The sequence below is a fragment of the Embleya sp. AB8 genome, from assembly GCF_049739465.1.
GTDB lineage: Bacteria > Actinomycetota > Actinomycetes > Streptomycetales > Streptomycetaceae > Embleya.
The window spans coordinates 129165-151261 of sequence record NZ_JBMHHY010000014.1 but is presented as its reverse complement, the minus strand read 5'-3'; the positions used below and the strand labels follow the sequence as shown (position 1 = coordinate 151261).

20 protein-coding genes are annotated in these 22097 nt (G+C 73.0%); 6 read left to right on the top strand and 14 right to left on the bottom strand.

From position 1 onward, the window contains the following. Together ABIA38_RS22130 and ABIA38_RS22125 are read right to left on the bottom strand one after the other, a co-directional pair. A complete protein-coding gene (locus ABIA38_RS22130; RefSeq protein ID WP_424640479.1) occupies window positions 1-525 on the bottom strand; it encodes an urease subunit beta in 525 nt (174 codons plus the stop codon). 16 nt (window positions 526-541) lie between these two features. After that, window positions 542-1321: a cobalamin biosynthesis protein CbiX gene (locus ABIA38_RS22125; RefSeq protein WP_424640478.1), complete on the bottom strand. Its 780-nt coding sequence runs from the start codon at window positions 1319-1321 to the stop codon at window positions 542-544. Window positions 1322-1661: 340 nt separating this feature from the next. Between ABIA38_RS22125 and ABIA38_RS22120 the strand changes: the two genes are divergently transcribed. Then, on the top strand, window positions 1662-2102 hold the full coding sequence (locus tag ABIA38_RS22120; RefSeq protein WP_424640477.1) for a type II toxin-antitoxin system PemK/MazF family toxin: 441 nt from the start codon (window positions 1662-1664) through the stop codon (window positions 2100-2102). A gap of 22 nt (window positions 2103-2124) precedes the next feature. Here ABIA38_RS22120 and ABIA38_RS22115 read toward each other — a convergent pair whose 3' ends face one another. The 7 genes from ABIA38_RS22115 to ABIA38_RS22085 all read right to left on the bottom strand — a co-directional run bounded on the left by ABIA38_RS22115 (window position 2125) and on the right by ABIA38_RS22085 (window position 12737). Next, a complete protein-coding gene (locus ABIA38_RS22115; RefSeq protein ID WP_424640476.1) occupies window positions 2125-2475 on the bottom strand; it encodes a cation:proton antiporter in 351 nt (116 codons plus the stop codon). 1 nt (window position 2476) lies between these two features. Next, on the bottom strand, window positions 2477-2740 hold the full coding sequence (locus ABIA38_RS22110) for a monovalent cation/H+ antiporter complex subunit F (protein WP_424640475.1): 264 nt from the start codon (window positions 2738-2740) through the stop codon (window positions 2477-2479). Beyond that, the gene (locus ABIA38_RS22105; RefSeq protein ID WP_424640474.1) at window positions 2737-3306 is read right to left on the bottom strand and encodes a Na+/H+ antiporter subunit E; all 570 of its coding nucleotides are present in this window, start codon (window positions 3304-3306) and stop codon (window positions 2737-2739) included. The genes ABIA38_RS22110 and ABIA38_RS22105 overlap by 4 nt, the downstream gene beginning before the upstream one ends. Then, window positions 3303-4874, bottom strand: a complete 1572-nt coding sequence (locus ABIA38_RS22100) for a Na+/H+ antiporter subunit D (RefSeq protein ID WP_424640473.1) — start codon at window positions 4872-4874, stop codon at window positions 3303-3305. Before ABIA38_RS22100 ends, ABIA38_RS22105 begins: the two co-directional genes overlap by 4 nt. After that, the gene (locus ABIA38_RS22095; RefSeq protein WP_424640472.1) at window positions 4871-5668 is read right to left on the bottom strand and encodes a Na(+)/H(+) antiporter subunit C; all 798 of its coding nucleotides are present in this window, start codon (window positions 5666-5668) and stop codon (window positions 4871-4873) included. The genes ABIA38_RS22100 and ABIA38_RS22095 overlap by 4 nt, the downstream gene beginning before the upstream one ends. Next, the gene (locus tag ABIA38_RS22090; RefSeq protein ID WP_424640471.1) at window positions 5665-8520 is read right to left on the bottom strand and encodes a Na+/H+ antiporter subunit A; all 2856 of its coding nucleotides are present in this window, start codon (window positions 8518-8520) and stop codon (window positions 5665-5667) included. The genes ABIA38_RS22095 and ABIA38_RS22090 overlap by 4 nt, the downstream gene beginning before the upstream one ends. A 929-nt stretch (window positions 8521-9449) precedes the next feature. Continuing rightward, a complete protein-coding gene (locus ABIA38_RS22085) occupies window positions 9450-12737 on the bottom strand; it encodes an AfsR/SARP family transcriptional regulator (RefSeq protein ID WP_424640470.1) in 3288 nt (1095 codons plus the stop codon). 151 nt (window positions 12738-12888) lie between these two features. Between ABIA38_RS22085 and ABIA38_RS22080 the strand changes: the two genes are divergently transcribed. Further along, window positions 12889-13947, top strand: coding sequence for an NADP-dependent oxidoreductase (locus ABIA38_RS22080; protein WP_424640469.1), 1059 nt, complete (start codon window positions 12889-12891; stop codon window positions 13945-13947). Window positions 13948-13987: 40 nt separating this feature from the next. Further along, entirely contained in the window at window positions 13988-14611 is a 624-nt protein-coding gene (locus ABIA38_RS22075) for an NAD(P)H oxidoreductase (RefSeq protein WP_424640468.1), read from the top strand. Between the two features lie 438 nt (window positions 14612-15049). Here ABIA38_RS22075 and ABIA38_RS22070 read toward each other — a convergent pair whose 3' ends face one another. From ABIA38_RS22070 to ABIA38_RS22050, 5 genes are all read right to left on the bottom strand, one after another. Continuing rightward, window positions 15050-17590 carry an FtsX-like permease family protein gene (locus ABIA38_RS22070; RefSeq protein ID WP_424640581.1) on the bottom strand — a complete coding sequence of 847 codons (2541 nt, stop codon included), beginning with the start codon at window positions 17588-17590 and terminating at the stop codon, window positions 15050-15052. Beyond that, a complete protein-coding gene (locus tag ABIA38_RS22065; RefSeq protein ID WP_424640467.1) occupies window positions 17590-18339 on the bottom strand; it encodes an ABC transporter ATP-binding protein in 750 nt (249 codons plus the stop codon). Before ABIA38_RS22065 ends, ABIA38_RS22070 begins: the two co-directional genes overlap by 1 nt. After that, window positions 18336-18983: an ArsR/SmtB family transcription factor gene (locus tag ABIA38_RS22060; RefSeq protein WP_424640466.1), complete on the bottom strand. Its 648-nt coding sequence runs from the start codon at window positions 18981-18983 to the stop codon at window positions 18336-18338. Before ABIA38_RS22060 ends, ABIA38_RS22065 begins: the two co-directional genes overlap by 4 nt. Before the next feature lie 52 nt (window positions 18984-19035). Then, window positions 19036-19566, bottom strand: a complete 531-nt coding sequence (locus ABIA38_RS22055) for a DUF1697 domain-containing protein (protein WP_424640465.1) — start codon at window positions 19564-19566, stop codon at window positions 19036-19038. Window positions 19567-19639: 73 nt separating this feature from the next. Beyond that, window positions 19640-20206 (bottom strand): TetR/AcrR family transcriptional regulator, encoded by a 567-nt coding sequence (locus ABIA38_RS22050; RefSeq protein ID WP_424640464.1) that lies wholly within the window; start codon window positions 20204-20206, stop codon window positions 19640-19642. 84 nt (window positions 20207-20290) lie between these two features. Between ABIA38_RS22050 and ABIA38_RS22045 the strand changes: the two genes are divergently transcribed. The 3 genes from ABIA38_RS22045 to ABIA38_RS22035 all read left to right on the top strand — a co-directional run bounded on the left by ABIA38_RS22045 (window position 20291) and on the right by ABIA38_RS22035 (window position 22019). Beyond that, window positions 20291-20785 carry an FBP domain-containing protein gene (locus ABIA38_RS22045; protein ID WP_424640463.1) on the top strand — a complete coding sequence of 165 codons (495 nt, stop codon included), beginning with the start codon at window positions 20291-20293 and terminating at the stop codon, window positions 20783-20785. Window positions 20786-20850: 65 nt separating this feature from the next. Continuing rightward, window positions 20851-21069 carry a type II toxin-antitoxin system VapB family antitoxin gene (locus ABIA38_RS22040; protein WP_424640462.1) on the top strand — a complete coding sequence of 73 codons (219 nt, stop codon included), beginning with the start codon at window positions 20851-20853 and terminating at the stop codon, window positions 21067-21069. Between the two features lie 107 nt (window positions 21070-21176). Beyond that, window positions 21177-22019 carry an NAD(P)H-binding protein gene (locus tag ABIA38_RS22035; protein ID WP_424640461.1) on the top strand — a complete coding sequence of 281 codons (843 nt, stop codon included), beginning with the start codon at window positions 21177-21179 and terminating at the stop codon, window positions 22017-22019. Window positions 22020-22097: the final 78 nt, after the last annotated feature.

Genomic DNA, 22097 nt, shown 5'->3' with positions numbered 1-22097 from the left:
CTACGAGGGTGCGCCACGCTCGGGCAGGCCGGGACGGGTTTCGCCCGCAGCACCTCGGCGGGGCGCCGGGCGCGGGGCTCGTGGCGCGGGTGAGGGTTTGCTCGGCGGCCCGGCGCCCGGTTTGCGCGGAGCCGGTCCCGTCGTGGGCCGTGGGCCGGCAACGAGGGTCCGGCCGGCCGCCGTTCGCGGCGACGCCGCCCGCGCGCCGGCGTCGTTCGGGCGTGGCGGGGTCGGCCGGCCGGTGCGCACGGCGCGGTAGCCGACCATCCGGCCCGCGCCGGTGAACGCGCACAGGTCCACCTCGGCCGCGTCGCCCGGGGCGACGCGAAGTGTGCTGCCCGCCGGGATGTTCGGCCGCATGCCGAAGGTCGCCGCCCGGGCGAAGGACAGTGCCGGGTCGACCTCGAAGAAGTGGTAGTGCGAGCCGACGCGCACGGTGCGGTCGCCGGTGTTGCGGACCACGACGGTCAGCGTGCGCCGATCCGGCGCCGGTCCGGCCGGGTCGGCGTGCCGGGGCATGGCCATGGGATCGCCCTCCGGGTCAGGCGACGGGGAACGGGGACGCGTGTACGAACTCGCGGCCGTGCGCGCGGCCGAGCGCATGGCGGTGGTCGGGCGCCGGGCCGTCGGGGTGGGTGTGTACGGGCCGGTGCGCGCGGGCCGTCGCCAGGCCGTCGTCGCCGAGGGTGTGCAAGCGCTCCATGGCCGCACCGACCCGCGCGGCCAGGACGCCGGCCGCCGCCGGTGCGGTGAGCAGCGGGGCCGTTCCGGGGACCGCGGGCAGCACGAACGAGGCGGGCAGCGCGATGGTGCGGGCCGCGCCGAGCACCCGGCAACGTTCCAGGGCGCGGCCCAGGTCCGGGTCACCGCCGAGGAGTGCGACCTCGACGATCCGGTGCGGGCCGTGCTGCCACACCAGGCGCGCGATCCGGTACAACTCCGCATCCTCGTGCGCGTCCCCCGCCGGCGCCGTCACCAGCAGCGCGGCCCGGGCCGGCACCCGCGCGGCGGCGGCCCGCAGCCAACCGGTGAGCTGTTCCGTACCGGCGAACGGCCGGGCCAGCACCACCCGGTCCCGCTCCGCCGGGGGCAGGGTGAGCAGCGTCCGCGCGGTGTCCGCGACCAGCGCCGCGTCCCGCCCGAGCGTGATCGGCACCACGCACACCCGATCCGCCCCGGCGGCAAGCAACGCGCCCACCGCGTGCCGCAGTTGCCGGCCCCCGGCGACCGAGGTCACCTCGGGGCCGAGCACTCCGGGCAACGCCGCGCCGTGTGCGCTCTCATGCCCGCCGACCGCCACCACCGCCACCCGCTCCGCCACGGCTCAACCGCCGATCGGGTCGGCGCCGGGCAACCGCCCGGCAGCGGCCGGTCCCGATGCGATGAGCTCGGCGAATTCGTGTGGTTCGGGGTGCATCGTGGCTTCCTTTGCTGGTTCCGGGCGGTCGGTGGCGCGCGGTCGACCGAGGGCTCGTGAACCGACGGTGTTCCGGCCGACGGATGCGCGGGCCCGCCGGGGCCGCGCCTGCTCGGTCGAGGGTTGTCTCGTCCCGGGTATCCATCCAACCGACCCGTCAACCTCACGCACAAGGGTGAAATATGACCGTCCGGCCCGGTCGCCCGCCTCCCGGCCACGCCCGGCCATCGGATAGACAGGCGGCATGAAGCTCCTCGTCCCGGCCGCCCTGACCGCCCTGGCCGCCCTGGTCGTGCTCGCCGGGTGGTGGTCGCGCGCGCGTCGGCTGCGCGCCGTACCCGTACCGCCCGTGCCCACCGGCCGCTCGGCCCGCCCGGTCCCGGGCCAGATCTGGTGGGCGAGCGTGCCCTTCGACGAGGGCGACGCGGCCAAGGACCGCCCGTGTCTGGTGGTCCGGGTGGGCCCGCGTGGCGCCGAGGTGCTCAAGATCACCAGCCGCGACCAGAGCGCGCGCGACCGCTATCTCCGGCTGCCCACCGAGACCTGGGATCCCGGTGCGAGTCACCGCAGTTGGCTGGAGACCCGGCCGCTGCGCAACATCGGCCACGACGCGTTCCGGCGGCCCGCCGGGGTGTGCGACCGGCGCGTGTGGTCCCGGATCAGCCGGGCGCATCGGGTCCGTTGACCACCGGTGCGCCGAGTGCGGGTCAGCGCTCCGGTTCGGCCGACTCCGCGAGTTCGTCGACGGCCAGGTCGCCGGTGGGCAGGTGGGGCTGCCGATAGACGGCGTGTCCCACCAGGTGGGTCGCCACCGGCACGGTGGTCAGTTGGAAGAAGCCGACCATCACCAGCATCCCGATGTCGATCCCGCTGCGCAGCCGCAACCCCAGGCCGAGGGTGACCAAAAGCAGGCCGAGCACCTGCGGCTTGGCCACCGTATGCATCCGGGACAGCGTGTCCGGGAAGCGCAGCAGCCCCACCCCCGCGACGAATGCGAGCGCGCAGCCCGCCAGCAGGCAGGCCACGGACGCGCCGTCGGCGAACTCGCCCGCCCGCACGTCAGTTCCCCTCGCGGGCGGAGAAACGCACGATCGACACCGAGCCCAAAAACCCGACCAGCGCGAGCGCGAGCAGCACCGGGACGGTGGTGGTGTGCCGATTCAGCGTGGCCTCCGCCGCGATCGCGGCCAACACCACCGCGAGCAGCATGTCCACCGCGACCGCCCGATCCAGTGTCGACGGCCCGCGGACGAGCCGGATCAGGGCCAATACGGCGGCCGAGCCGAGCAGCACGATCACCGTGACCCCGACGAGCGGATTCATGGACCACCTCCGGGAGTTCGGGCCGACCTGGTGCGTTCGGCGCGGGTACCGAAGGCGCCGACCGCGCGCGCCTCCAGGCGCACCACGGCACGCCGGGCCGCCGCCACCGCCGCCGGGGTGTCGGCGCCGAGCGCGTGGATGTAGAGCGTGGTGGGCCCGTCCCGGCGGATCTCGATCACGATGCTGCCGGGCATCACGTTCAGCGCCAACACGATCAGGGTGAGCAATACGTCCGAGCGGGTGGCCAGTTCGACCCCGACCACCGAACTGCGCGGCAATCGCCCGGGCCACAACGCCTGCCAGGCGACCCGCAGCGAGGACACCACCAGGTCGACCGCGAACAACACGACGAACCGGACCAGTCCCCATGGCCGAAAGGCGAGCCGGTCCCGCGCCGGGGACAGCGGCAGCAGGGTCAGCAGCAACACCGCGAGCACGATCCCGGTGAGCACGTTGGCCGCGGTCAACGTGCCCCACAGGGCCACCCACACGGCGGTCAACCACACCACCAGGAGCGGCGATACCCGGCGATACCCGCGCGCCGGCCGGACCCGGGTCGTGCTCATCGGCCACCGCCTCGGTCGAACCCGCCGGGCAGCGGTACGGCGTGCAGGTAGTCGGTGCGGTCCACCAGTTCCCGGCCGGTGCGCTCGGTCAGCGCGACCAGCGGGCCGGCCAGGACGGTGAACGCCAGCCCCACCGCGACCAGCGCACACGTGGCCAGTGTCATCGCGCGCGGCAACACGCTGCTGGTGGCCGCGACGTCGCGCCCGCTCAGACTCGCGCCCGAGGAGTACGCGGTCTCCCCCGGCTCGGCCGGCGTACTGCCGAACACCTGTCCCCAGATGCGCGCCATCGCGTAGAGCGTCAGCAGGCTGGTCGCCACCGCCGCGCCGATCAGCACATACGAACTCACCCCGCCGCTCTCCGCGCCCGCGCGCAACAGCAGCCACTTGCCCAGGAATCCGGACAGCGGCGGGATGCCGCCCAGGTTCATCGCGGGTACGAAGAACAACACCGCGAGCGCCGGCGACATCCGGGCCAGCCCGCCGAGCCGGCCCAGATCGGTACTGCCGCCACGCCGCTCGATCAGCCCGGTGACCAGGAACAGCGAGGTCTGCACGGTGATGTGGTGCACCGCGTAGAACACCGTCCCGGCCAGCCCTGCGGCGCTCGCGAGGGCGATCCCGAAGACCATGTACCCGATGTGGCTGATCAGCGTGAAGGACAACAGTCGGTTCAGGTCGCTCTGGACGATCGCGCCCAGGATGCCCACGATCATCGTCGACGCGGCGACCACGAGCAGCAGTGCGCGCAGCCGCTCGTCCGGGAAGAGCAGGGTCTGTACCCGGATGATCGCGTAGACCCCGACCTTGGTCAGCAGTCCGGCGAACACCGCGGTGACCGGCGCCGGCGCCGTCGGGTAGGCGTCGGGAAGCCACGCGGACAGCGGGAACACCGCCGCCTTGACCCCGAATCCGATCAGCAACATCGATTCCAGGACCAGCCGCACACCGGGATCCACGTCGGGCAGCCGGACCGCCAACTGGGCCAGGTTGACCGTGCCGGTCGCCGCGTAGACCATCGCGATCGCGGCCAGGAACACCAGCGAGGACAGCAGGCCGACCACCACGTAGCCGGCGCCGGCCCGCACCCGGGCGGCGGTGCCGCCCACGGTCAGCAGTACGTAGCTGGCCGCGAGCAGCACCTCGAAGCCCACGTAGAGGTTGAACAGGTCGCCCGCCAGGAAGGCGTTCGCGACACCCGCGACCAGGATCAGATACGTGGGGTGGAACACGGACAGCGGGGTGGCCTCGTCCTCGTCCGCGCGCCCCTGGCCGATCGAGTAGACCAGTACGCCCAGGGTGACCGCGCAGGACACCACCAGCATCAGCGCGGACAGCCGGTCGGCGACCAGCACGATGCCGGTCGGCGCGGGCCAGCCGGCCAGCCGGGCGACCACCGGGCCGTCCCGATCGGCGGCCACCAACAGCGCGATCGCCACGCCGAGTACGGCGCTCAGCACACCGACGCTGATCACCCGCTGGCCGCGCGGCAGCCGACCGCCGATGGCCAGCTTGAGCCCGGCGCCGAACAGCGGCAGCAAGACCGGCAGCGGGACCAGGTGGTTCATCGATCGAGCTCGTTCCTCGGCACGTCGCCGCCTCGGCCGGCGCCCGCCGCACCCGCGCCGCGCGGGAACTCGGTGTCGGGCACGTCGTCCACGATGCTGTCGGCTCGCGCCACGGCCGCCCGTTCGGCCCGCGCCTGCCGGTTCAACTCGCGCCGCGCGGCCCGGAACCGGGCCCGCAACTCGGCCTGTTGGCCCTGGTGTTCGGCCCTGATCCCGCGCAGTCGCAGCTTGAGTTCGGCGCGCCGCTCGCGGGCGATCGCGCGGGCCTCGGGCCGGCCGCCGCGGCCGTGCTCGTCCACCCCGAGCCGGCGGCATTCGTCGGCGTAGCCCGCTTTCGCCGCCGCCGCCAACTGTCGTACCGCCGCGCCACGTTGTGCGGTCTGCCTGCGCAACTCGCGGCGCAGTCGTCGATGTTCGGTGCGCAGATCGCCGCGCTCGGCACGGCGCACCACGCGCAGGTCCTCGGCGTCGTCCTGGATCTCGTCGGAGCCGGTCAACTCCCAGTGCCGGTGCACCATCGACAGGACGAACGCGGTCACCGCGAGGGTGATCACGATCGCGGTCAGCACCATCGCCTGGGGCAGTGGGTCGTTCATCCGGTCCGGGAGGGTGATCCCGAGCACCGGCGCGCCGCCCGCCCGGCCCCCGCCGGAGAGCACGACCAGGTTGGCTCCGTTGCCGATCAGGACCACGCCGAGCAGCACCCGGGTCAGGCTGCGTTCCAGGAGCAGGTAGACCCCGACGCCGACCAGGACCGCGGCGGTCAGCACCAGGGTCAGGGTGGGACTCCTCATACGATCACCGTCCGTTCCGCGTCCCGATCGCGGGTCTGTTCGATCCGACGGTCCAACTCCGCGCCCAGCGCGCTCAGTACGTCCTGCACGAGGCCGATCACCAGCAGGTAGACGCCGATGTCGAAGAACACCGACGTGGCGATGTGCACGTCGCCGAACAGCGGCAGCGAGTAGTCGAGCACCGTGCTGCGCAGTGCCGCGCCGCCCACGATCAGGCCGATCAGGCCGACCCCGGCGCTGATCACCAGGCCGGTGCCGAGCAGCCGCCCGGCGGGCAGCGGCGCCGCCTCGGCCAGTTCGTAGCGCCCGCCCGCGAGATAGCGCACCAGGAGCGCGAGGCCGGCGGTGATCCCGCCCGCGAACCCGCCGCCGGGGGTGGAGTGGCCGCTGAAGAGGAAGTAGAGCGACAGGATGAGCACGGTCGGGAACGCGACGCGCGCGACCACCTCGAACAACACCGTGCGCCGCTCGGGGGCGAGCGTGCCCGCCGCCGCGAGCCAGGGCGGCGGCTCGCGGTCGGCGCGATGGGCGCCGCCGCCCTCGGCTGCCTGCGACCGGTCGCCGATCCTGGGCAACTCCCGGGCCCGGCGCACGAAGATCAGGCTGGTCACCCCGATCGCGGCGACCGCGAGCACCGCGATCTCGCCCATCGTGTCCCAGGCCCGGATGTCCACGAGCAGCACGCTGACGATCTCCTTGCCGCCCGCCTCCTTGGCCGCGGCGGCGAACGCCTGGGACACCGGTGGGCGGGTGCGGGCGGCGAACGCGGACACCGCGACGCCGGCGACCACGACGGCGGACAACACCGCGAGACAGATGTGCACGACGCGGCGCCCGGGTCGGGTGCCGTCGCCGAATCGGCGCGGGAGGCGGCGCAGTACGAGCAGGAACACCACCAGGCTGAGCGTCTCCACCAGGCCCTGGGTCAGCGCCAGGTCGGGGGCACCCTGGAGGACGAACAACGTCGCGCAGCCGTAGCCGGTGACGCCGACCAGGAGTACGGCGGGCAGTCGACCGCGGGTGCCGGCCGCGATCAGCGCGGTGGCGGCGACCAGGGTGGCGACCACGATCTGGGCCGCCGAGTCCCACCAGCGCCGCTGGTGCGGGAAGGGCAGCGGGAGGTGGCCCAGGGCGGTGGCGGCGGTGATGGCGATCAGGCTGAGCAGGATGACCCCGAGGTAGACCGGCATCGAGCCGCGTTGGGTGGTGCCGGTCAACTGCAGGGCGCCTCGGTCCACGCCGCGTACCAGCGCGTCGTACAGCCGCGAGGGCTCGATCCGCGCGGTGGCCAGTTGCAGCCGCACCACCGGCTCGCGGACCAGGAACAACACGATGCCCACGCCGAGCGCGGCCAGCGACAGGTAGAGCGCGCTGCCGAAGCCGTGCCACAGGGCCAGGTGGTAGCCGGTCGCGGTGGGTGGGAACAGGTCGGCGTACGAGGAGATCCAGTGGTCCAGTGACGCGGCGGCCGGGCCCAGGGCCAGGCAGCCCGCGCCGAGCAGGAGCGCGGGACCGAGCAGCAGGCCGCCGAGCGGTGCGCAACTGGTGGTCGGCACACCGGGTTTGCGGGCGAAGGCGCCCCAGACGAAGCGCAGGCTGTACGCGGCGGTCAGCGCGGATCCGGCGACCAGTACGCCGAGCACGACGGTGTCGGTCCGGCCACGATGCAGGAACGCCTCGTACACCGCCTCCTTGGCGACGAATCCGGCCATCGGCGGCAGTCCGGCCATGGACAGCGCGGCCACCACGGCGACCAGGCAGGTGATCGGCATCGTGCGGGCCAGGCCGGAGAGTCGGCGCAGGTCCCGGGTGCCGGCGCCGTGGTCGATGATGCCGACGACCAGGAACAGGGTGGCCTTGAACAGCGCGTGGGCGACCAGCATCGCGACGCCGGCGAGCGCGGCGTCCCGGTTGCCCGCGCCGGTGACCACGGTGAGCAGGCCGAGTTGGCTGACCGTGCCGTAGGCGAGCACACGTTTGAGGTCGTTCTCGCGCAGCGCCCGCCAGCCGGCCAGGAGCAGGGTGGCGCAGCCGGTGATCAGTACGATCGGCCGCCAGGGCGCGAGTTCGGCGAATCCGGGGGCCAGCCGGGCGACCAGGTAGACGCCGGCCTTGACCATCGCGGCGGCGTGCAGGTAGGCGCTGACCGGGGTGGGCGCGGCCATCGCGGCGGGCAACCAGGACCCGAACGGCACGATCGCCGATTTGGACAGCGCGCCGACCAGGATCAACACGATCGCCGTGGTCACCACCGTGCCGCCGGGCGGGTGGGCGAGGATCACCGAGAGCCGGTAGGTCCCGGCCTGTTCGCCGAGCAGGATCAGCCCGACCAGCATCGCCAGCCCACCGAAGGTGGTCATGGTGAGCGCCTGCATCGCGGCCCGCCGCGAGCCCCGATGCTCACTGCGATGCCCGATCAACAGATAGGAGAAGACAGTCGTCAGCTCCCAAAAAACATAAAGCAGGATCAGATCATCGGTGGCAACCAGCCCGATCATCGCCCCCGCAAACGCCACCAACACCCCTGCAAATGCTCCCAATCCAGGCTCATCCGCAGCAAAGTAACGAGCACAATAGACAAGAACCAACACCCCCACGCCCGCGGCCAGAAACACCATCACCAGGGCAAGCGCGTCACACCGAAACGCCAGCGAAACCCCAAGCCGCGGAATCCACTCCCGCGTCTCGACCACCGGCACACCATCGAACACGGCCCGCGCCTGAGCCAACGCCCACCCGGTGGTGGCCACCGGCAACGCGGCCAACAACAAAAACCCATTCCGCCCAAACCGCCGAACCAGCCACGGAGCGACGGCCGCGACCACGAAGTACGAGGCCACCGAGAAGATCATGACGCCACGGTATGCGGCATTCCCCCCAAATCCCCTCACCTGACCCGCAAGTCACCCATTTCCCCCACACCCACTCTCCCCGCCCCCACCCGTTGGCCTCAAACGCCGGCCGGGCCGACCGGTCCCGACCGACCCCGGGCGCTGTTCGGACCCACGCCGGCCTCCAACACCGGCCGGGCCGATCGGCCTTCACCGACATCGGGCGCTGTGCGGACCCACGCCGGCCCCAAACACCAGCCGGACGGATCGGCCTTCACCGACATCGGGCGCTGTGCGGACCCACGCCGGCCCCAAACACCAGCCGGGCCGATCGGCCTTCACCGACATCGGGCGCCGCGCAGACCCACGCCGGCCCCAAACACCGGCCGGGCCGATCGGCCTTCACCGACATCGGGCCGCGGCCAACGCCGCGTTGCCCTCGAACGCCGGCGGACCCGATCCGGTTCGGGCGCCACCTCCAGCAGACTCAAGCCACTCCAGCCCGGCCGGCGCTTGAGGCCAACCCAAGCCATCGAACGCGCAAGTCTCGCCGAACCAATCAGCCCGGCCGGCGTTTGAGGCCAAGAAGCCGACCGGACGCGTGCGGCCACATCAACAACGCCGAGCCACTCCAGCCGGGCCGGCGATTGAGGCCACTCAGCCCCGCCGGCGCTTGAGGCGACCAGCCCGGCCGGCGCTTGAGGCCAAGAAACCGAGCCGACGCGTGCGGCCACATCAACCAAACGCCGAGCCACCCCAGCCCGGCCGGCGATTGAGGCCACTCAGCCCCGCCAGCGCATGAGGCGAACAGCCCGGCCGGCGCTTGAGGCCAAGAAACCGAGCCGACGCGTGCGGCCACATCAACCAAACGCCGAGCCACCCCAGCCCGGCCGGCGCTTGAGGCCAATGAGCCCGGCCGGCGCTTGAGGCCGCCTCGGCCGCAGGCCGGGTCAGTTCAGCCCGGCCGGCGCTTGAGGCCAAGACGACCAATCGCCCGCCAACCCCCACTCCGCTCCGCGGCCGAACGCAACCGCAAACCCGGCCTCACCAAGCTCCTCCCGAACCACCCTCGCGATCCGCAACACGTCCCCCCGCTCGCCGACAGGCAACGGCGCCGCGACCGAAGCCCGCAACCCGTCCGCCCGACCAAGCAGCGTCGCCGCCTCCACCGCCCGCCCCGAGATCGCCTCGACCCCGGCCAACCCCTCCAACGCCAGTGCCACCGCCCGCGGATCGCCCATCGCCCGCGCCGCCGCCAACCCCTCCTCGTGCAACGCCCGCGCCCCGGCCGCGTCCCCGCGCAGCTCGGCCACGAACCCCAATTCGGCCAGCAACAGCGTCACCCCGTAGAACGGCACACCCTGGTCGTCGCGCAGCCGCCGATTCCACTCCAGCGCATTGCGCAGATGCGTCGAGGCCGCCTCCAGATCCCCCGCCCGCCGCGCCCCGAGCCCCAGCCCGACCTCGGCGAACTCCTCCGCGAAGCGGTCCGACTGCTCCACCGCGAGCCGCCGCCCCCGCTCGTGGAACTCCGCGGCCCGACCGAAGTCACCGCTCAGCAGCGCGATCCGCCCCAGTCCGGACAGCCGATACGACACGTCCGTCCACAACCCCAACTCCTCGGCCCCGCGCAGCCCTTCGCGATGCAGCGCGGCGGCCCGGTCGTACTCGCCGGAGACCTCGGCCAGATACGCCTGCATGTCCGACGCCTGCACCCGCCCCCACCGCTCGCCCAACGCGGCGAACCGCGCCGCGCTGTCCGCCGCCGCCTCGCCGGCCGCGCCCAGATCGCCCCGGAACATCTCCCGCTTGGCCCGGCTGCTCAGCGCCGCCGCGATCCCCCACTCGTCGCCGACCGCCCGAAACCCGGCCAGCGCCCGATCGATCAGCTCGCCGCCGGTATCGGCGTCCCCCACATGCAGGTGCGCCAAGCCCAGGAACCACTCGGCCCGAGCCCGCCCGTCCGCGACGACCCCCTCGTACGCCGCCAACGCCTCCCGGCTCAGCCGCAACGGATCCCGCGCGTCCCCGATCAGCAGCGCGAATCCGGCCCGCCAGGCCCCCGCCGCCGCCCGCACCGCGGCCGACGCATCCGGGTCCGGCCCACCCGGAACCGACAGCGCCGCGTCCAACGCCGACCACGCCTCGCGGTAGCGCCCACGCAGATACCGATACCACGCGGCCCCGACCGCGAGCCGCAGCGCCGATTCGGCATCCCCGCGCCGCACCGCGCCGGCCGACGCCCGGGCCAGGTTCACCTGCTCGGCGTCCAACCGGGCCAGCCATTCGCGCTGGTCGGGGCCGTACAAGTGGGGCGCGGCCCGCGCCACGAACTCGGCGAGATACCGATCGTGGCGCCCCTGCACCGCCTCGAACTCCCCCGCCGCGTGCAACTGCTCCAGGCCGTACGCGGCGACCGACTCCAACAGCCGATACCTGGGCCCGAACGCCGCCCCCTCGACCGCGACCACCAACGAACGATCGACCAACCGCCCGACCAGATCGAGTACCTCCGCGCGAGCCAGGTCCGGCCCGGCACACACCGCCTCGGCCGCCTCGGGAGCACATCCGTCGACCTGGATCGCCAACCGCCGCAGCACGATCCGCTCCGGCGCACCGAGCAGTTCCCAGCTCCAATCGATCATCGCGCGCAACGTCTGTTGCCGAGCCGGCGCCCCGCGTCGACCCACGCCCAGCACCCGGAATCGGTCGTCCAGCCGCGCCGCGAGACCGTGTACGCCCAGCCCGCGCACCCGGGTCGCGGCCAACTCCAGCGCCAGCGGAATCCCGTCCAGCCGCCGGCAGATCGCCGCGATCGCCGCCGCGGTATGTGCGTCCAGCTCGAACCCGGGCGCCGCCGCGGCCGCCCGCGCCACGAACAGCCGCACCGCCGTGGACTCGGCCAGCTCCGCCGGATCCGCCCCGGCGGCCGGCACCACCAGCGGCCGGACCACGCACAACGACTCGCCGCCCACCGCCAACGGCTCCTGACTCGTGGCCAGGATCCGCAGTCCCGGCGCGGCGCGCAGCAGCCCATCCGCCAACTCCGCGACCGGCTCGATCACATGCTCGCAGTTGTCCAGGACGAGCAGCAGCCGCCGCTCGCGCAGCGCGTCCGCGAGCCGCGTGCGCGGATCCGGCGCCCGCTGCCCGGCAGCGGCCGCGACCTCGTCCCGGATCCCCAACGCCGCCGCGATCGTGTCCGCCAGGTCGTCCCCGCTCGGGTCGCGCCGCGCGGCCAGTTCGACCAGCCACACTCCGTCCGGGAACGGGAAGGGCAGCGCGTCGTCGTCCGCCACCCGCGCCGCGCACTCCAGCGCGAGTCGGGTCTTGCCCACCCCGCCCGGCCCGGTCAACGTGACCAGGCGCGCACTTCGCAGCAGCGCGCCGACCTCGGCCACCGCCTCCTCGCGGCCGACCAGCTCGGTCAGCGCGGCGGGCAGATTGCTCCGCGCCCGCGCCGCCGTCGTGGCCGGCGCGGCGACCGCGGCCAGGCTCGGGTCCTGGGCCAGGATCGCCCGCTGCAGTGCGGCCAGCTCCGGCCCGGGATCCAGGCCCAGTTCCTCGGCCAACCGCTCGCGCAGCTCGGCGTATCCGGCCAGCGCCTCCTCCTGCCGCCCGGCCCGGTAGAGCGCGCGCAGGTGCGCGGCCCGCAACCGCTCGCGCACCGGATGCAGCGCGACCTGTTCGCCCAACTCGTCGGCCAGCAGCGTGTGTTCGCCCAGTTCCAGGCGCGCCTCGGCGTAGTCCTCCACGGCGGTGAGCCGCTGCTCGTCCAGCCGGGTGATCGCGGCGCGGGCGAACTCCTCGTCCCGGAAGTCGGCGAACGCCGGTCCGCGCCACAGCGCGAGCGCGTCCGCGAGCAGCCCGGCCCGAGTGCGCGCGTCGGCGCTCGCCCGAGCCCGCGCGGTCAGCTCGGCGAACCGATCCGCGTCCACCGCGTCGGCGGCCACCCGCAGCTGGTAGCCGGGCGGGCAGTGGGCGACCAGTTCACGGCCCCCGGGCTCGGCCGCCGCCAGTGCCCGGCGCAGCTGGGAGACCTTGGTCTGCAGCGTGTTGGTGGGATTGCCCGGCGGGTCCGCGCCCCACAGGTCCTCGACCAGCCGGTCCGCCGAGACCGGCCGACCCCGATGTACGAGCAGATCCGCAAGCAGCGCGCGCACCTTCGACTCCGGGACCCGAACCGGCTGTCCATCCGCCGTCCACACCGCCAGCGGACCCATCACCCCGAAGCGCATGCGGCCACGTTATCCCAGGTCAGCCGGGCCCTGCGGGTCGCCCGCCGGCGCCCGTGCGCGAACCCCCAGGATTCCGTGCGCGGCCGGCGGCACAGTCGAGTCATCGAGTTCGGCCCGCCGAGCCAAACCCCACAACTCAGGAGCAAGCACCATGTCCGCAAACCCCACCACCCCCACCACCCCCACCACCCCCGACACCCTCGTCACCACCGGCCGTGAGATCCGCCTGGCCGCCCGTCCGGTCGGCACGCCCACCGCCGCCGACTTCGCGTTGGTCACCGCCGAGATCCCGGCGCTCGCCGAGGGCCAGATCCTGGTCCGCAACACGTGGATGTCGGTCGACCCCTACATGCGCGGTCGGATGGACGACGTCGAGTCGTACATGCCGCCGTTCGAACTCGGCGCGGTACTCGACGGCAGCGCGGTCGGCGAGGTGATCGCCTCCCGCGCCGACACGATCCCGGTCGGCGCGACGGTGTCGCACTTCGCGGGTTGGCGCGAGTACGCGGTCGTCGACGCGGCCACCGCGATCCCCCTGGACGTCTCGGGCGTACCCGCGCAGACCTACCTCGGCGTACTCGGCACCACCGGCCTGACCGCGTACGCGGCGCTCACCGACACCGCCCCGGTCCGCGAGGGCGACACGGTCTTCGTCTCCGGCGCGGCGGGCGCGGTCGGCAGCGTGGCCGGCCAGATCGCCCGCAAGCTGGGCGCGGGCCGGGTGATCGGCTCCGCCGGCGGTCCGGCCAAGGCCGAGCTTTTGCACAGCGAGTTCGGGTACGACGTCGCCCTCGACTACCGGGCCGGCGCGATCGGCGAGCAACTCGCCCAGGCCGCGCCCGAGGGCATCGACGTCTACCTCGACCACGTCGGCGGCGACCACCTGGAGGCGGCCATCGCGCATGCCAAGGTCGGCGCCCGGTTCGCGCTGATCGGTGCGATCAGCGGCTACAACGCGACCGAGCCGGTGCCCGGGCCGAGCAACCTCTTCCAGGCGTACACCCGCCGGCTGAACCTGCGCGGCATGTTGGTCACCGACCATCTGGCGCTGTTCCCGGAGTACATCGGGCGCGCGATCGGCTGGCTCGGCGACGGTTCGCTGCGCACCCAGGAGACCGTGTTCGAGGGCCTCGACCAGGCTCCGGCGGCGTTCCTCGGCGTCCTGAGCGGCGCCAACACCGGCAAGATGCTCGTCCGCCTGGCCGACTGAGCCCCTCACCCGTCGTCCCAGCACCGAGGAAGACCACGCCATGACCATGACCACCACCACCGCCGCACCACACGCCCTGCTCGTCGTCGCCCACCCGCGCGCCGACTCGCTCACCGCGCGAATGGCCGCCCGCGCGCACACCCGCCTGCTGGCCGCCGGCCATACCGTGGACGTCCTCGACCTGCACGCCGAGGGCTTCGACCCGAGGATGACCGTCGAGGACGAGCCGGACTGGGCGGACCGGGACAAGACGTACAGCCCGGAGGCCCGCGCGCACATGGCCCGGATCGAGGCCGCGGACACGATCGTCGTGGTCTTCCCCGTGTGGTGGTTCGGCCTCCCCGCACTCCTCCAGGGCTGGGTGGACCGGATCTGGAACTACGGCTTCGCCTACGGCCGCAGCCACGCCCGCCTGGCCGGCAAACGCATGCTGTGGCTGGGCCTGGCCGGCTACTCCGAGGACCACTTCACCAGCGGCGGCTGGGACGACCTCCTGGACCGCCGCCTCCGCGTCGGCATCTCGAACTTCAGCGGCATCCAGGACGCAACGGTCCACCTCCTCTACGACACGGTAGCCACCGGCGCCCACGACGGCCCATTGCTGACCGCAACAGAGGAAGCAATAGCAGCCCTCACCAAGCCCCAACTCCCAACCCCGACCTGAAGCCCCAACACAAGGCTCCCCCAAGGCAGTTCGACTCCCAAGGCCCCCCAACACAACCCACCACCCAAGCGCCGGCCGAGCCAATCGACCCGGCCGGCGCTTGAGGCCAACCCAACCCAACCAACACCCACCGCCGGCCGAAACCATCCAGCCCGGCCGGCGTTTGAGGCCAACTAGCCCCGCCGGCGCATGAGGCAAACAGCCCAGCCGGCGCTTGAGGCCACTCAGCCCCGCCGGCGTTTGAGGCGACCAGCCCGGCCGGCGCTTGAGGCCAAGTAGCCCAGCCGGCGCTTGAGGCAAACAGCCCGGCCGGCGTTTGAGGCCAATCAGCCCGGCCGGCGCTTGAGGCCAATCAGCCCCGCCGGCGCTTGAGGCGAACAGCCCGGCCGGCGCCTGAGGCCAACTAGCCCCGCCGGCGCATGAGGCGAAGGCGGCCCATCAATCTCGCACCGAGATCACCTCGGCCGAATTCCCCCGCAAAGCCGCGCAGCCCGGCACCACCGTCGCCACCACCGCCAACCCCGCCGCCGCGACCAACACCGCGGCATACGTCAACGGCGGCGCGTACGGCACGGCCCGATCGGTCATCCCCAGGCTGTACGCGGTCAATGTCGCGTAGGCGACCGCCGTGCCCAGCCCACCCGCGAGCAGCACCACCATCCCGGTCTCCCACCGCAACATCCGGAGCACCTGCCGCCGAGTCGTCCCCACCAACCGCAGCAGCGCAAACTCGCGCCGCCGCGCCGAGGTCGCCATCACCAGCGTGTTCACCACCGCGATCCCGGTGAACGCAATGATCAGCCCCATCGCGACATAGTCGACCTGCGCCCGCGTACCGGCCTGATCCCGCCGGGCCCGCCCCACGTCCCCCGCATCCAGCACCCGCACCCCGGGAAACGAACCCACCGCCCGCTGCACCGCACTTCGCGACACCGAAGGCGCCCCCGCAACCAGCACCGCGTCCGCCGCCGGTCGATCCACATGGGCCGCCACCACCGCATGAGGCAGCGTCAGATCACCGAACCCCAGCCCACGTTCGTACACCGCGACCACCGGCAACGCGAGCACGACCCCGTCCCCCATGGTGATCCGCAGCCGGTCCCCGACCCCGACTCCCTTGGTCCGGGCCGCCAGTTCGCTCACCGCGACCGTGCCGTCGGTCATCGCCCCGAGCGAGCCGGACGTCGTCCGCAGATCCAGCGTCCGTGCCAACCCCCGAGGCGTGACGCCCTGTGCCGAGAACTTGTCCTGCCCCGCCCGCACCATCGTGTGCAGCACCTCGGTGGCCACCTCGACCCCCGGCACCGCCCGCACCGCGTCCGCCGCAGCACCCGGCACCCCGGGGCCTGCGGCCAAGGTGAACGAGGCCAACGTCCCCGCCCCGGCCTGCTGTTCGGCCGCATGGTCCGTCGTCGTCCGGGTGAACAGGATGGTCGAAGCCATCGCCACCGCCAGACTCAGCGGCACGACCACCGCCGCCACCCGCCCTGCGGCAGCCCGCATATTGCGCGCCGCCAGGAACCCGCTCACCGGCGACCAGCGCGCGACCACCGGCCCCAGCACGGCCGACAGCGCCCGAGCCAACACCGGACCGAGCAGCGCGATCGCCACCGCCGCCAGAATCACCGTCAAAAACGTGACCGGCGTCGCCGTGGGCTCGGTGTCCAGCGAACTCAGCAGCACCAACAACGCCCCGAAGCCGAGCGCCGCCACCACCCCACCGACCAGGCGCCAGGCCCCCAACCCCGGCCGCTCGATCGCCGCGTCCGCCAGCGCCTCGGTCGGCCGCACCCGCGCGGCTCGCCGGACCGACACCCGAGCCGCCGTCCACGCGGCGAGCAGCGTCAACAACACCGCGCCGAGCGGCGGAATCGCACTCAGCCGCAGTTCCAACGTGTCCGGCAACGCCCCGAACGCCACGAACCGCCCATACAGCCACCGCGCGAGCCCAAGGCCGGCGCCCGCCCCGAGCGCTCCCGCGAGCAGCCCGACGACCAGCGCCTCGCGCCCGACCATCCGCCGAATCTGCCGGGGCGTCGCGCCGATCGCCCGGAGCAGGGCGATCTCGCGCCGACGCTGCTGTATCGACAGCGCGAACGTACCGACCACCACCAGGATCGCCACCAGCAACGACGTACCGCCGAGCGCGCCGCCCAGACTGACCAGCGTCGTACGGGCCTTGGCCGCGGCCGGGAACTCGGCCGAGCCACGATCCGCGCCGGTGCGCACCTGGGCACCCGTACCGGCGAGCACCGCCCGCGCCGCCGTCCGCACCGCGTCCGGATCCGCGCCGGGCGCCATCACCAGGCCGGCCGCGGCCACCTGCCCGGGATGCCCGGCCAGCCGCCGTGCCTCGTCGTCGGCGAAGAACACCGTGGCCTGCCGGGCCAGTCCGTCCCGACCGGGCGGCGCCGCGATGCCCACCACCCGATACGGCCCCGGGGCGCGGCCGGCCTGCACGGTGACCGTGCCGCCCACTCCGACTCCGGCTCGCCGGGCCAGGTCCGCGTCCACCACGATCTCGTCGGCCGCCGTCGGCGCCCGCCCGGTGCGCAGCCCGAAGGGGGTCAGGCCGGCCGACTCCCACGCGTGCCCCCACGCGTTGTCCGCGGTGTCCAGGGCCCGGCCGCCGGCCGTGAGCACGTGCGCGGGGAAGGTCAGTTCGGGCACCACCGCGCGCACACCCGGCACCGCGCGCAGTCGATCGACCGCGGCCGTGTCCAACCAGGCCCGCTCGGTCAGCGGCTTGGATTTGGTCTTGGTCTTGCCCTTCTTCTCCTTGGTCCAGTGCAGGTTCTGGTCGGCGGTGACCACGGTGTCGGTACCGGCGTAGCGTTCGGTCCTGATGTCGCCGCGAAGTCCGGTCTCCAGGAGCGCGCCGCACGCGGTGACCAGTGCGGCGGCGCAGAGCAGCGCGACGAACGCGCCGACGAAGCCGCCTTTGCGGGCGCGCAGCGTGCGCAGGGCGAGGAAGAGCATCAGGCCCACGCACCCAGGTGGGTCATCCGGTCCGCGATCCGGTCCGCGCTCGCGCCGGCCATCGTGTCGGTGATCCGGCCGTCGGCCAGGAAGAGCACCCGGTCGGCGTAGGACGCGGCGACCGGGTCGTGGGTGACCATCACCACGGTCTGGCCCATCGAGTCCACCGTGTCGCGCAGCAGGACCAGCACCTCCTTGGCGGTGACCGAGTCAAGGGCGCCGGTGGGTTCGTCGGCGAAGACCACTTCGGGTCGGGTGACCAGCGCGCGGGCGATCGCGACGCGCTGCTGCTGGCCGCCGGAGAGTTCGGCCGGGCGGTGCCCGGTCCGTCCGGTCAGGCCGACCCGCCGGACGATCTCCGCCGACCAGGACCGGTCCGCCTTGCGGCCGGCCAGGCGCAGCGGCAGCGTGATGTTCTCCAGGACGGTCAGCGAGGGCATCAGGTTGAATGCCTGGAACACGAACCCGATCCGCTCGCGCCGCAGTTCGGTCAGTGCGCTCTCGGACAGCCCGGCCAACTCCGTCTCGCCCAGTCGTACGCTCCCGCTGGTCGGCCGGTCCAGGCCGGCCGCGCACTGGAGAAACGTGCTCTTCCCGGAGCCGGAGGGTCCCATCACGGCGATGAAGCCGCCCCGCCGGATGCCGACGGTGATCTCGTGCAGGGCGGTGACGGCGGCGGTGCCCTTGCCGTGGACGCGGCCGACGCCGGTCAGGGTCACGGCGTCGGGTATCCGGTCTTGCGAACTCATGGTGCGGTGCCGCCCTTTTCACTATCGATGTGCTGAATATCCCGACCGCCCGTCCCGGGCTCACCGGGCTCGGCGGGGGTCGGTGTTTGGTATGCGAAGAAGCGGGTCTCCACCGGCAGCACCTCGGCCGGCAACGGCCCGGTGCGCTTGTACCGGTTCATCAGGGCGATGTATTCCTCGAAGAACTCGCCCAGTTCGGCCCGGGTGACCTGGATGCTGCCGCGCGAGTACGGCATGTCGACGGCCTCCCCCGCCTCGCCGGCCGCGGTCGCGTCCTGCGAGTGCAGGTATTCCGACAGGTCGGCCGCGAAGGCCAGTCGGTTCAGCTCGTCGACCACCGGCCGGACCTCCGCGCTCTGCTCGCTGCGCGGCGGGAACCGCAGATCCCGCCGCACGGCGCGCCACCACCGCTCGCGTCCGTGCGCGTCGGGGTCGGCGAAGTCCTCGACGAACCCGTGCCTGGCCAGCTCCCGCAGGTGGTAGCTGGTCGCGCCGGTGTTCAGGTCGAGCGCGCGGGCCAGTGACGCGGAGGTCGCCGGCCCGCCCGTCTCCAGTTGCCGCAGGATCCGCTGTCTCCGGGGGTGCGCGAGCGCCTTCAGCGCTTCGAGTTCGCTGACGTCACGACGTTCCGGCGAGGTGGCCATGTGTGCACAATAATCTGTGCACAGAGAATTGTGCAAACGCCGAACGCCGGGACTACTCCACCAGCGCCAGCAACTTGTGCACCGTGTTCCAGTTGCGCACGGTCGCCCCGTCGCCCAGCCGCCGGGCCAGGATCGGCGTCAGTCGCGCCCTGCCGAGCCCGTCGGGGAAGTAGAGGTAGAGCTCGCGCTCCCCCACCCGAAGCTCCTCCGGCGCGTAGCTCTGCGGATCGAGCCCGGCCCACACCGCCGGATCCGGTACGGCGCGCAGGAACGCCACCGCGAGCTTGGCCGGATCACGCACCTCCAGCGGATTGGCCGCGACCACCGCGCGCAGCTCCGCACCGGTTCGCACCATCACGTCCACCGCGAACCCGAACTCGGCGGCCAGGCCCGCCTCGATCTCCGCGACGAGGTCCACGGTCGGCCGGTCGGCGGCCTCGAAGACCGCGTTCCCGCTCTGCAGCAGCGTGCGTACCTCGGTGTAGCCCAGCTCGGCCAGCACCCGGCGCAGGTCGGCCATCGGCACCTTGCGATGCCCGCCCACGTTGATCCCGCGCAGCAGCGCCACGTATTTCGTCACCACGTGCCTCCAACGGATCCGGAGCCGCCCCGCGGGCGGCCCACTCCCGGGCACCATGGCACCATGATCGACCGGGTCAGTCGGGCCAGTTCGTCAACGCCACGTGCAGTGCCTCGACGGCCCGGTCGAAAGACGCGCCCGGCGGGCGTACGTGGCCGAACCCGCCGTTGCCCTCCAGCGCCGCGAAGCCGTGGAACGCGGCGCGCAACAGCCGTCCCGCGTCGGTCAGATCGGGCTCGTCCAAGCCGTAGGCGCGCAACATCGCGTAGGTGTTCTCGACATTGCGCCGGTAGCCGTCGGAGCAGGCCAGCAGCGCCGGATCGATCCGCGCCTGGGTGGCCGCGTAGCGGCCGGGGTGCTCCAGGGCGTACTCACGGTAGGCCCGGGCGAAAGCGATCAGCGCGTCCTTGCCCGCGCGACCGGCCACCGCCGCGCCGATCCGGTCGGCCATCTCGTCGGCGGCCAGCAGCGCGATCCACACCCGCAGCTCCTGGATGTTCCGCACATGCGAGTACAGGCTCGCGTCCTTGACCCCGAAGCCGCGCGCCAGCGCGGTCAGGGTGATGTTCTCGAAGCCGACCTCGTCCGCCAGCTCCGCCGCCGCCCGGGTCACCCGGTCCGCCGTGAGTCCCTTCCGAGCCACCTGCCACCTCCATCCTCCGCCGGGCGCTTCCTAGAGCCTCTAGGTATTTGCCTAGAGTACACAGGCAATGTTAGCTTCCGCCGCATGAACCCACTGACCGAGCAGGACATCCGTACGTCGTTCGTCAACTGCTCCAAGGGCGAGGCCCAGCGCCTGCCGATGCCTCGTGACCTGGCCGAACGCCCCTGGGCCGAGCTGGACTTCCTGGGCTGGGGCGATCCGGGCGCACCCGACCGCACCTACCTGGTGACCGAACACGAGGGCACGCTGGTCGGGGTGACCCTGCGCTTCCCCGCCCAGCGCCGCGGCTACCTGCACCGCAGCATGTGCTCCCTGTGTCTGACCACCCACCCGGGCAGCGGCGTGTCCTTGATGACCGCCCGAAAGACCGGCAAAGCCGGCCGCGAGGGCAACTCGGTCGGCGTGTACATCTGCACCGACCTGGCCTGCTCCCTCTACGTCCGCGGCAAGAAGCAGGCAGCCCCCGGCGCCCGCTTCGAGGAGACCCTGACGGTGGACGAACAAATTGCCCGCACGCGGGAGAACCTGTCGACGTTCCTGACCAAGATCCTCGAGTGAGCCCGACGCCGGCAACGCATGGCCTCGTTGTACCTCACGAACATCCACAGGGAGGTGCGTGCGGTATGACCGAGACCCGGATCGACCTCGACGACGACACTCTGCAGCGGGTCGTGGCCTTGTCCGGGGCCCGGACGCCGACGGCAGCGGTCAATCTGGCCCTTCGGTTCTACGCCGACCGACAAGAGCATGCGGCGCGTATCGGCGGCCACTTCGAGCGGGCCCGCCACTGGGGAGCGCTCCAGGACGCCGAGCGTCGGCATCGGGCGGAGAAGGACCGATAGGCGTCCATCGTTCGCCGACCGTCCTTGACCTCCAGCGCGGTTGAGGTTGCATGATCGTCGCGGCGGGGCCGGATCGGCCGGCCCTCGATCACGGGGATGGCACGCGCATGATTTTGGTGACCGGGGCGACCGGGAATGTCGGGCGGCAGGTGGTCGGGCAGTTGGTGGCCGCAGGGGTCGGGGTGCGGGCCCTGGTCCGGCGGCCCGAGGAGGCCGCGCTGCCGGGCGAGGTCGAGGTGGTCGGCGGGGATCTGGGGGCGCCGGAGACCCTCGCCCCCGCGCTTCTCGGGGCCGAGACGGTGTTCCTGGTGTGGCCGTTCCCGAGCGCCGAGGGGGCGTCCGGCGTGCTGGACACGATCGCGGCGCACGCTCGGCGGGTGGTGTATCTGTCCTCCTCGCGGGTGCGGGACGACCTGGATCGGCAGCCCGATCCGATCAGTGGGCTGCACGCCGAACTGGAGGCGGCGATCGCGAAGTCCGGCGTCGAGTGGACCATCCTGCGCGCCGAGACGATCGCGAGCAACGCACTGGGCTGGGCCGCGCAGATCCGCGACACGGGGGTCGTGCGCGGCCCGGACCTGGCCGCCAAGCCGGTGGTACACGAGCGGGACATCGCCGCCGCCGCGGTCCGGGTGCTGACCGAGCACGGGTCGCACGCGGCGGCGACCTACGTCCTGACCGGTCCGGAGGTACTCGGGCGGGCCGACCAGGTTCGGCTGATCGGCGCGGCGATCGGCCGGTCGTTGCGCTTCGAGCCGGTGCCGATCGCCGCCGCCCGGGCCCGGATGCTCGCCGACGGCCGTCCGCCCGCCCTCGTGGACGCGCTGCTCGCAGGCGCCGACGGACCGCCCCAGCCCGCCCCGATCACCACCGCCGTGTACGACCTCACCGGCACTCCGGCCCGCAGCTTCGCCGACTGGGCCGCCGACCACGCCGCCGACTTCGGCTGAACCACCGCCACCTGCCCCTGGACGCACACTGCCCGCCGTCGTATATTCGGTGGCAAGTAATCGAGTCACGGGGGCAGT

What these genes read in the sequence shown, in the direction of transcription:
- ABIA38_RS22065 (WP_424640467.1), bottom strand. Translation starts at nt 18,339, where the DNA reads ATGAGTTCGCAAGACCGGATACCCGACGCCGTGACCCTGACCGGCGTC.
- ABIA38_RS22035 (WP_424640461.1), top strand. Translation starts at nt 21,177, where the DNA reads ATGATTTTGGTGACCGGGGCGACCGGGAATGTCGGGCGGCAGGTGGTC.
- ABIA38_RS22085 (WP_424640470.1), bottom strand. Translation starts at nt 12,737, where the DNA reads ATGCGCTTCGGGGTGATGGGTCCGCTGGCGGTGTGGACGGCGGATGGA.
- ABIA38_RS22095 (WP_424640472.1), bottom strand. Translation starts at nt 5,668, where the DNA reads ATGAGGAGTCCCACCCTGACCCTGGTGCTGACCGCCGCGGTCCTGGTC.
- ABIA38_RS22080 (WP_424640469.1), top strand. Translation starts at nt 12,889, where the DNA reads ATGTCCGCAAACCCCACCACCCCCACCACCCCCACCACCCCCGACACC.
- ABIA38_RS22090 (WP_424640471.1), bottom strand. Translation starts at nt 8,520, where the DNA reads ATGATCTTCTCGGTGGCCTCGTACTTCGTGGTCGCGGCCGTCGCTCCG.
- ABIA38_RS22060 (WP_424640466.1), bottom strand. Translation starts at nt 18,983, where the DNA reads ATGGCCACCTCGCCGGAACGTCGTGACGTCAGCGAACTCGAAGCGCTG.
- ABIA38_RS22040 (WP_424640462.1), top strand. Translation starts at nt 20,851, where the DNA reads ATGACCGAGACCCGGATCGACCTCGACGACGACACTCTGCAGCGGGTC.
- ABIA38_RS22105 (WP_424640474.1), bottom strand. Translation starts at nt 3,306, where the DNA reads ATGAGCACGACCCGGGTCCGGCCGGCGCGCGGGTATCGCCGGGTATCG.
- ABIA38_RS22130 (WP_424640479.1), bottom strand. Translation starts at nt 525, where the DNA reads ATGGCCATGCCCCGGCACGCCGACCCGGCCGGACCGGCGCCGGATCGG.
- ABIA38_RS22075 (WP_424640468.1), top strand. Translation starts at nt 13,988, where the DNA reads ATGACCATGACCACCACCACCGCCGCACCACACGCCCTGCTCGTCGTC.
- ABIA38_RS22045 (WP_424640463.1), top strand. Translation starts at nt 20,291, where the DNA reads ATGAACCCACTGACCGAGCAGGACATCCGTACGTCGTTCGTCAACTGC.
- ABIA38_RS22100 (WP_424640473.1), bottom strand. Translation starts at nt 4,874, where the DNA reads ATGAACCACCTGGTCCCGCTGCCGGTCTTGCTGCCGCTGTTCGGCGCC.
- ABIA38_RS22120 (WP_424640477.1), top strand. Translation starts at nt 1,662, where the DNA reads ATGAAGCTCCTCGTCCCGGCCGCCCTGACCGCCCTGGCCGCCCTGGTC.
- ABIA38_RS22070 (WP_424640581.1), bottom strand. Translation starts at nt 17,590, where the DNA reads ATGCTCTTCCTCGCCCTGCGCACGCTGCGCGCCCGCAAAGGCGGCTTC.
- ABIA38_RS22110 (WP_424640475.1), bottom strand. Translation starts at nt 2,740, where the DNA reads ATGAATCCGCTCGTCGGGGTCACGGTGATCGTGCTGCTCGGCTCGGCC.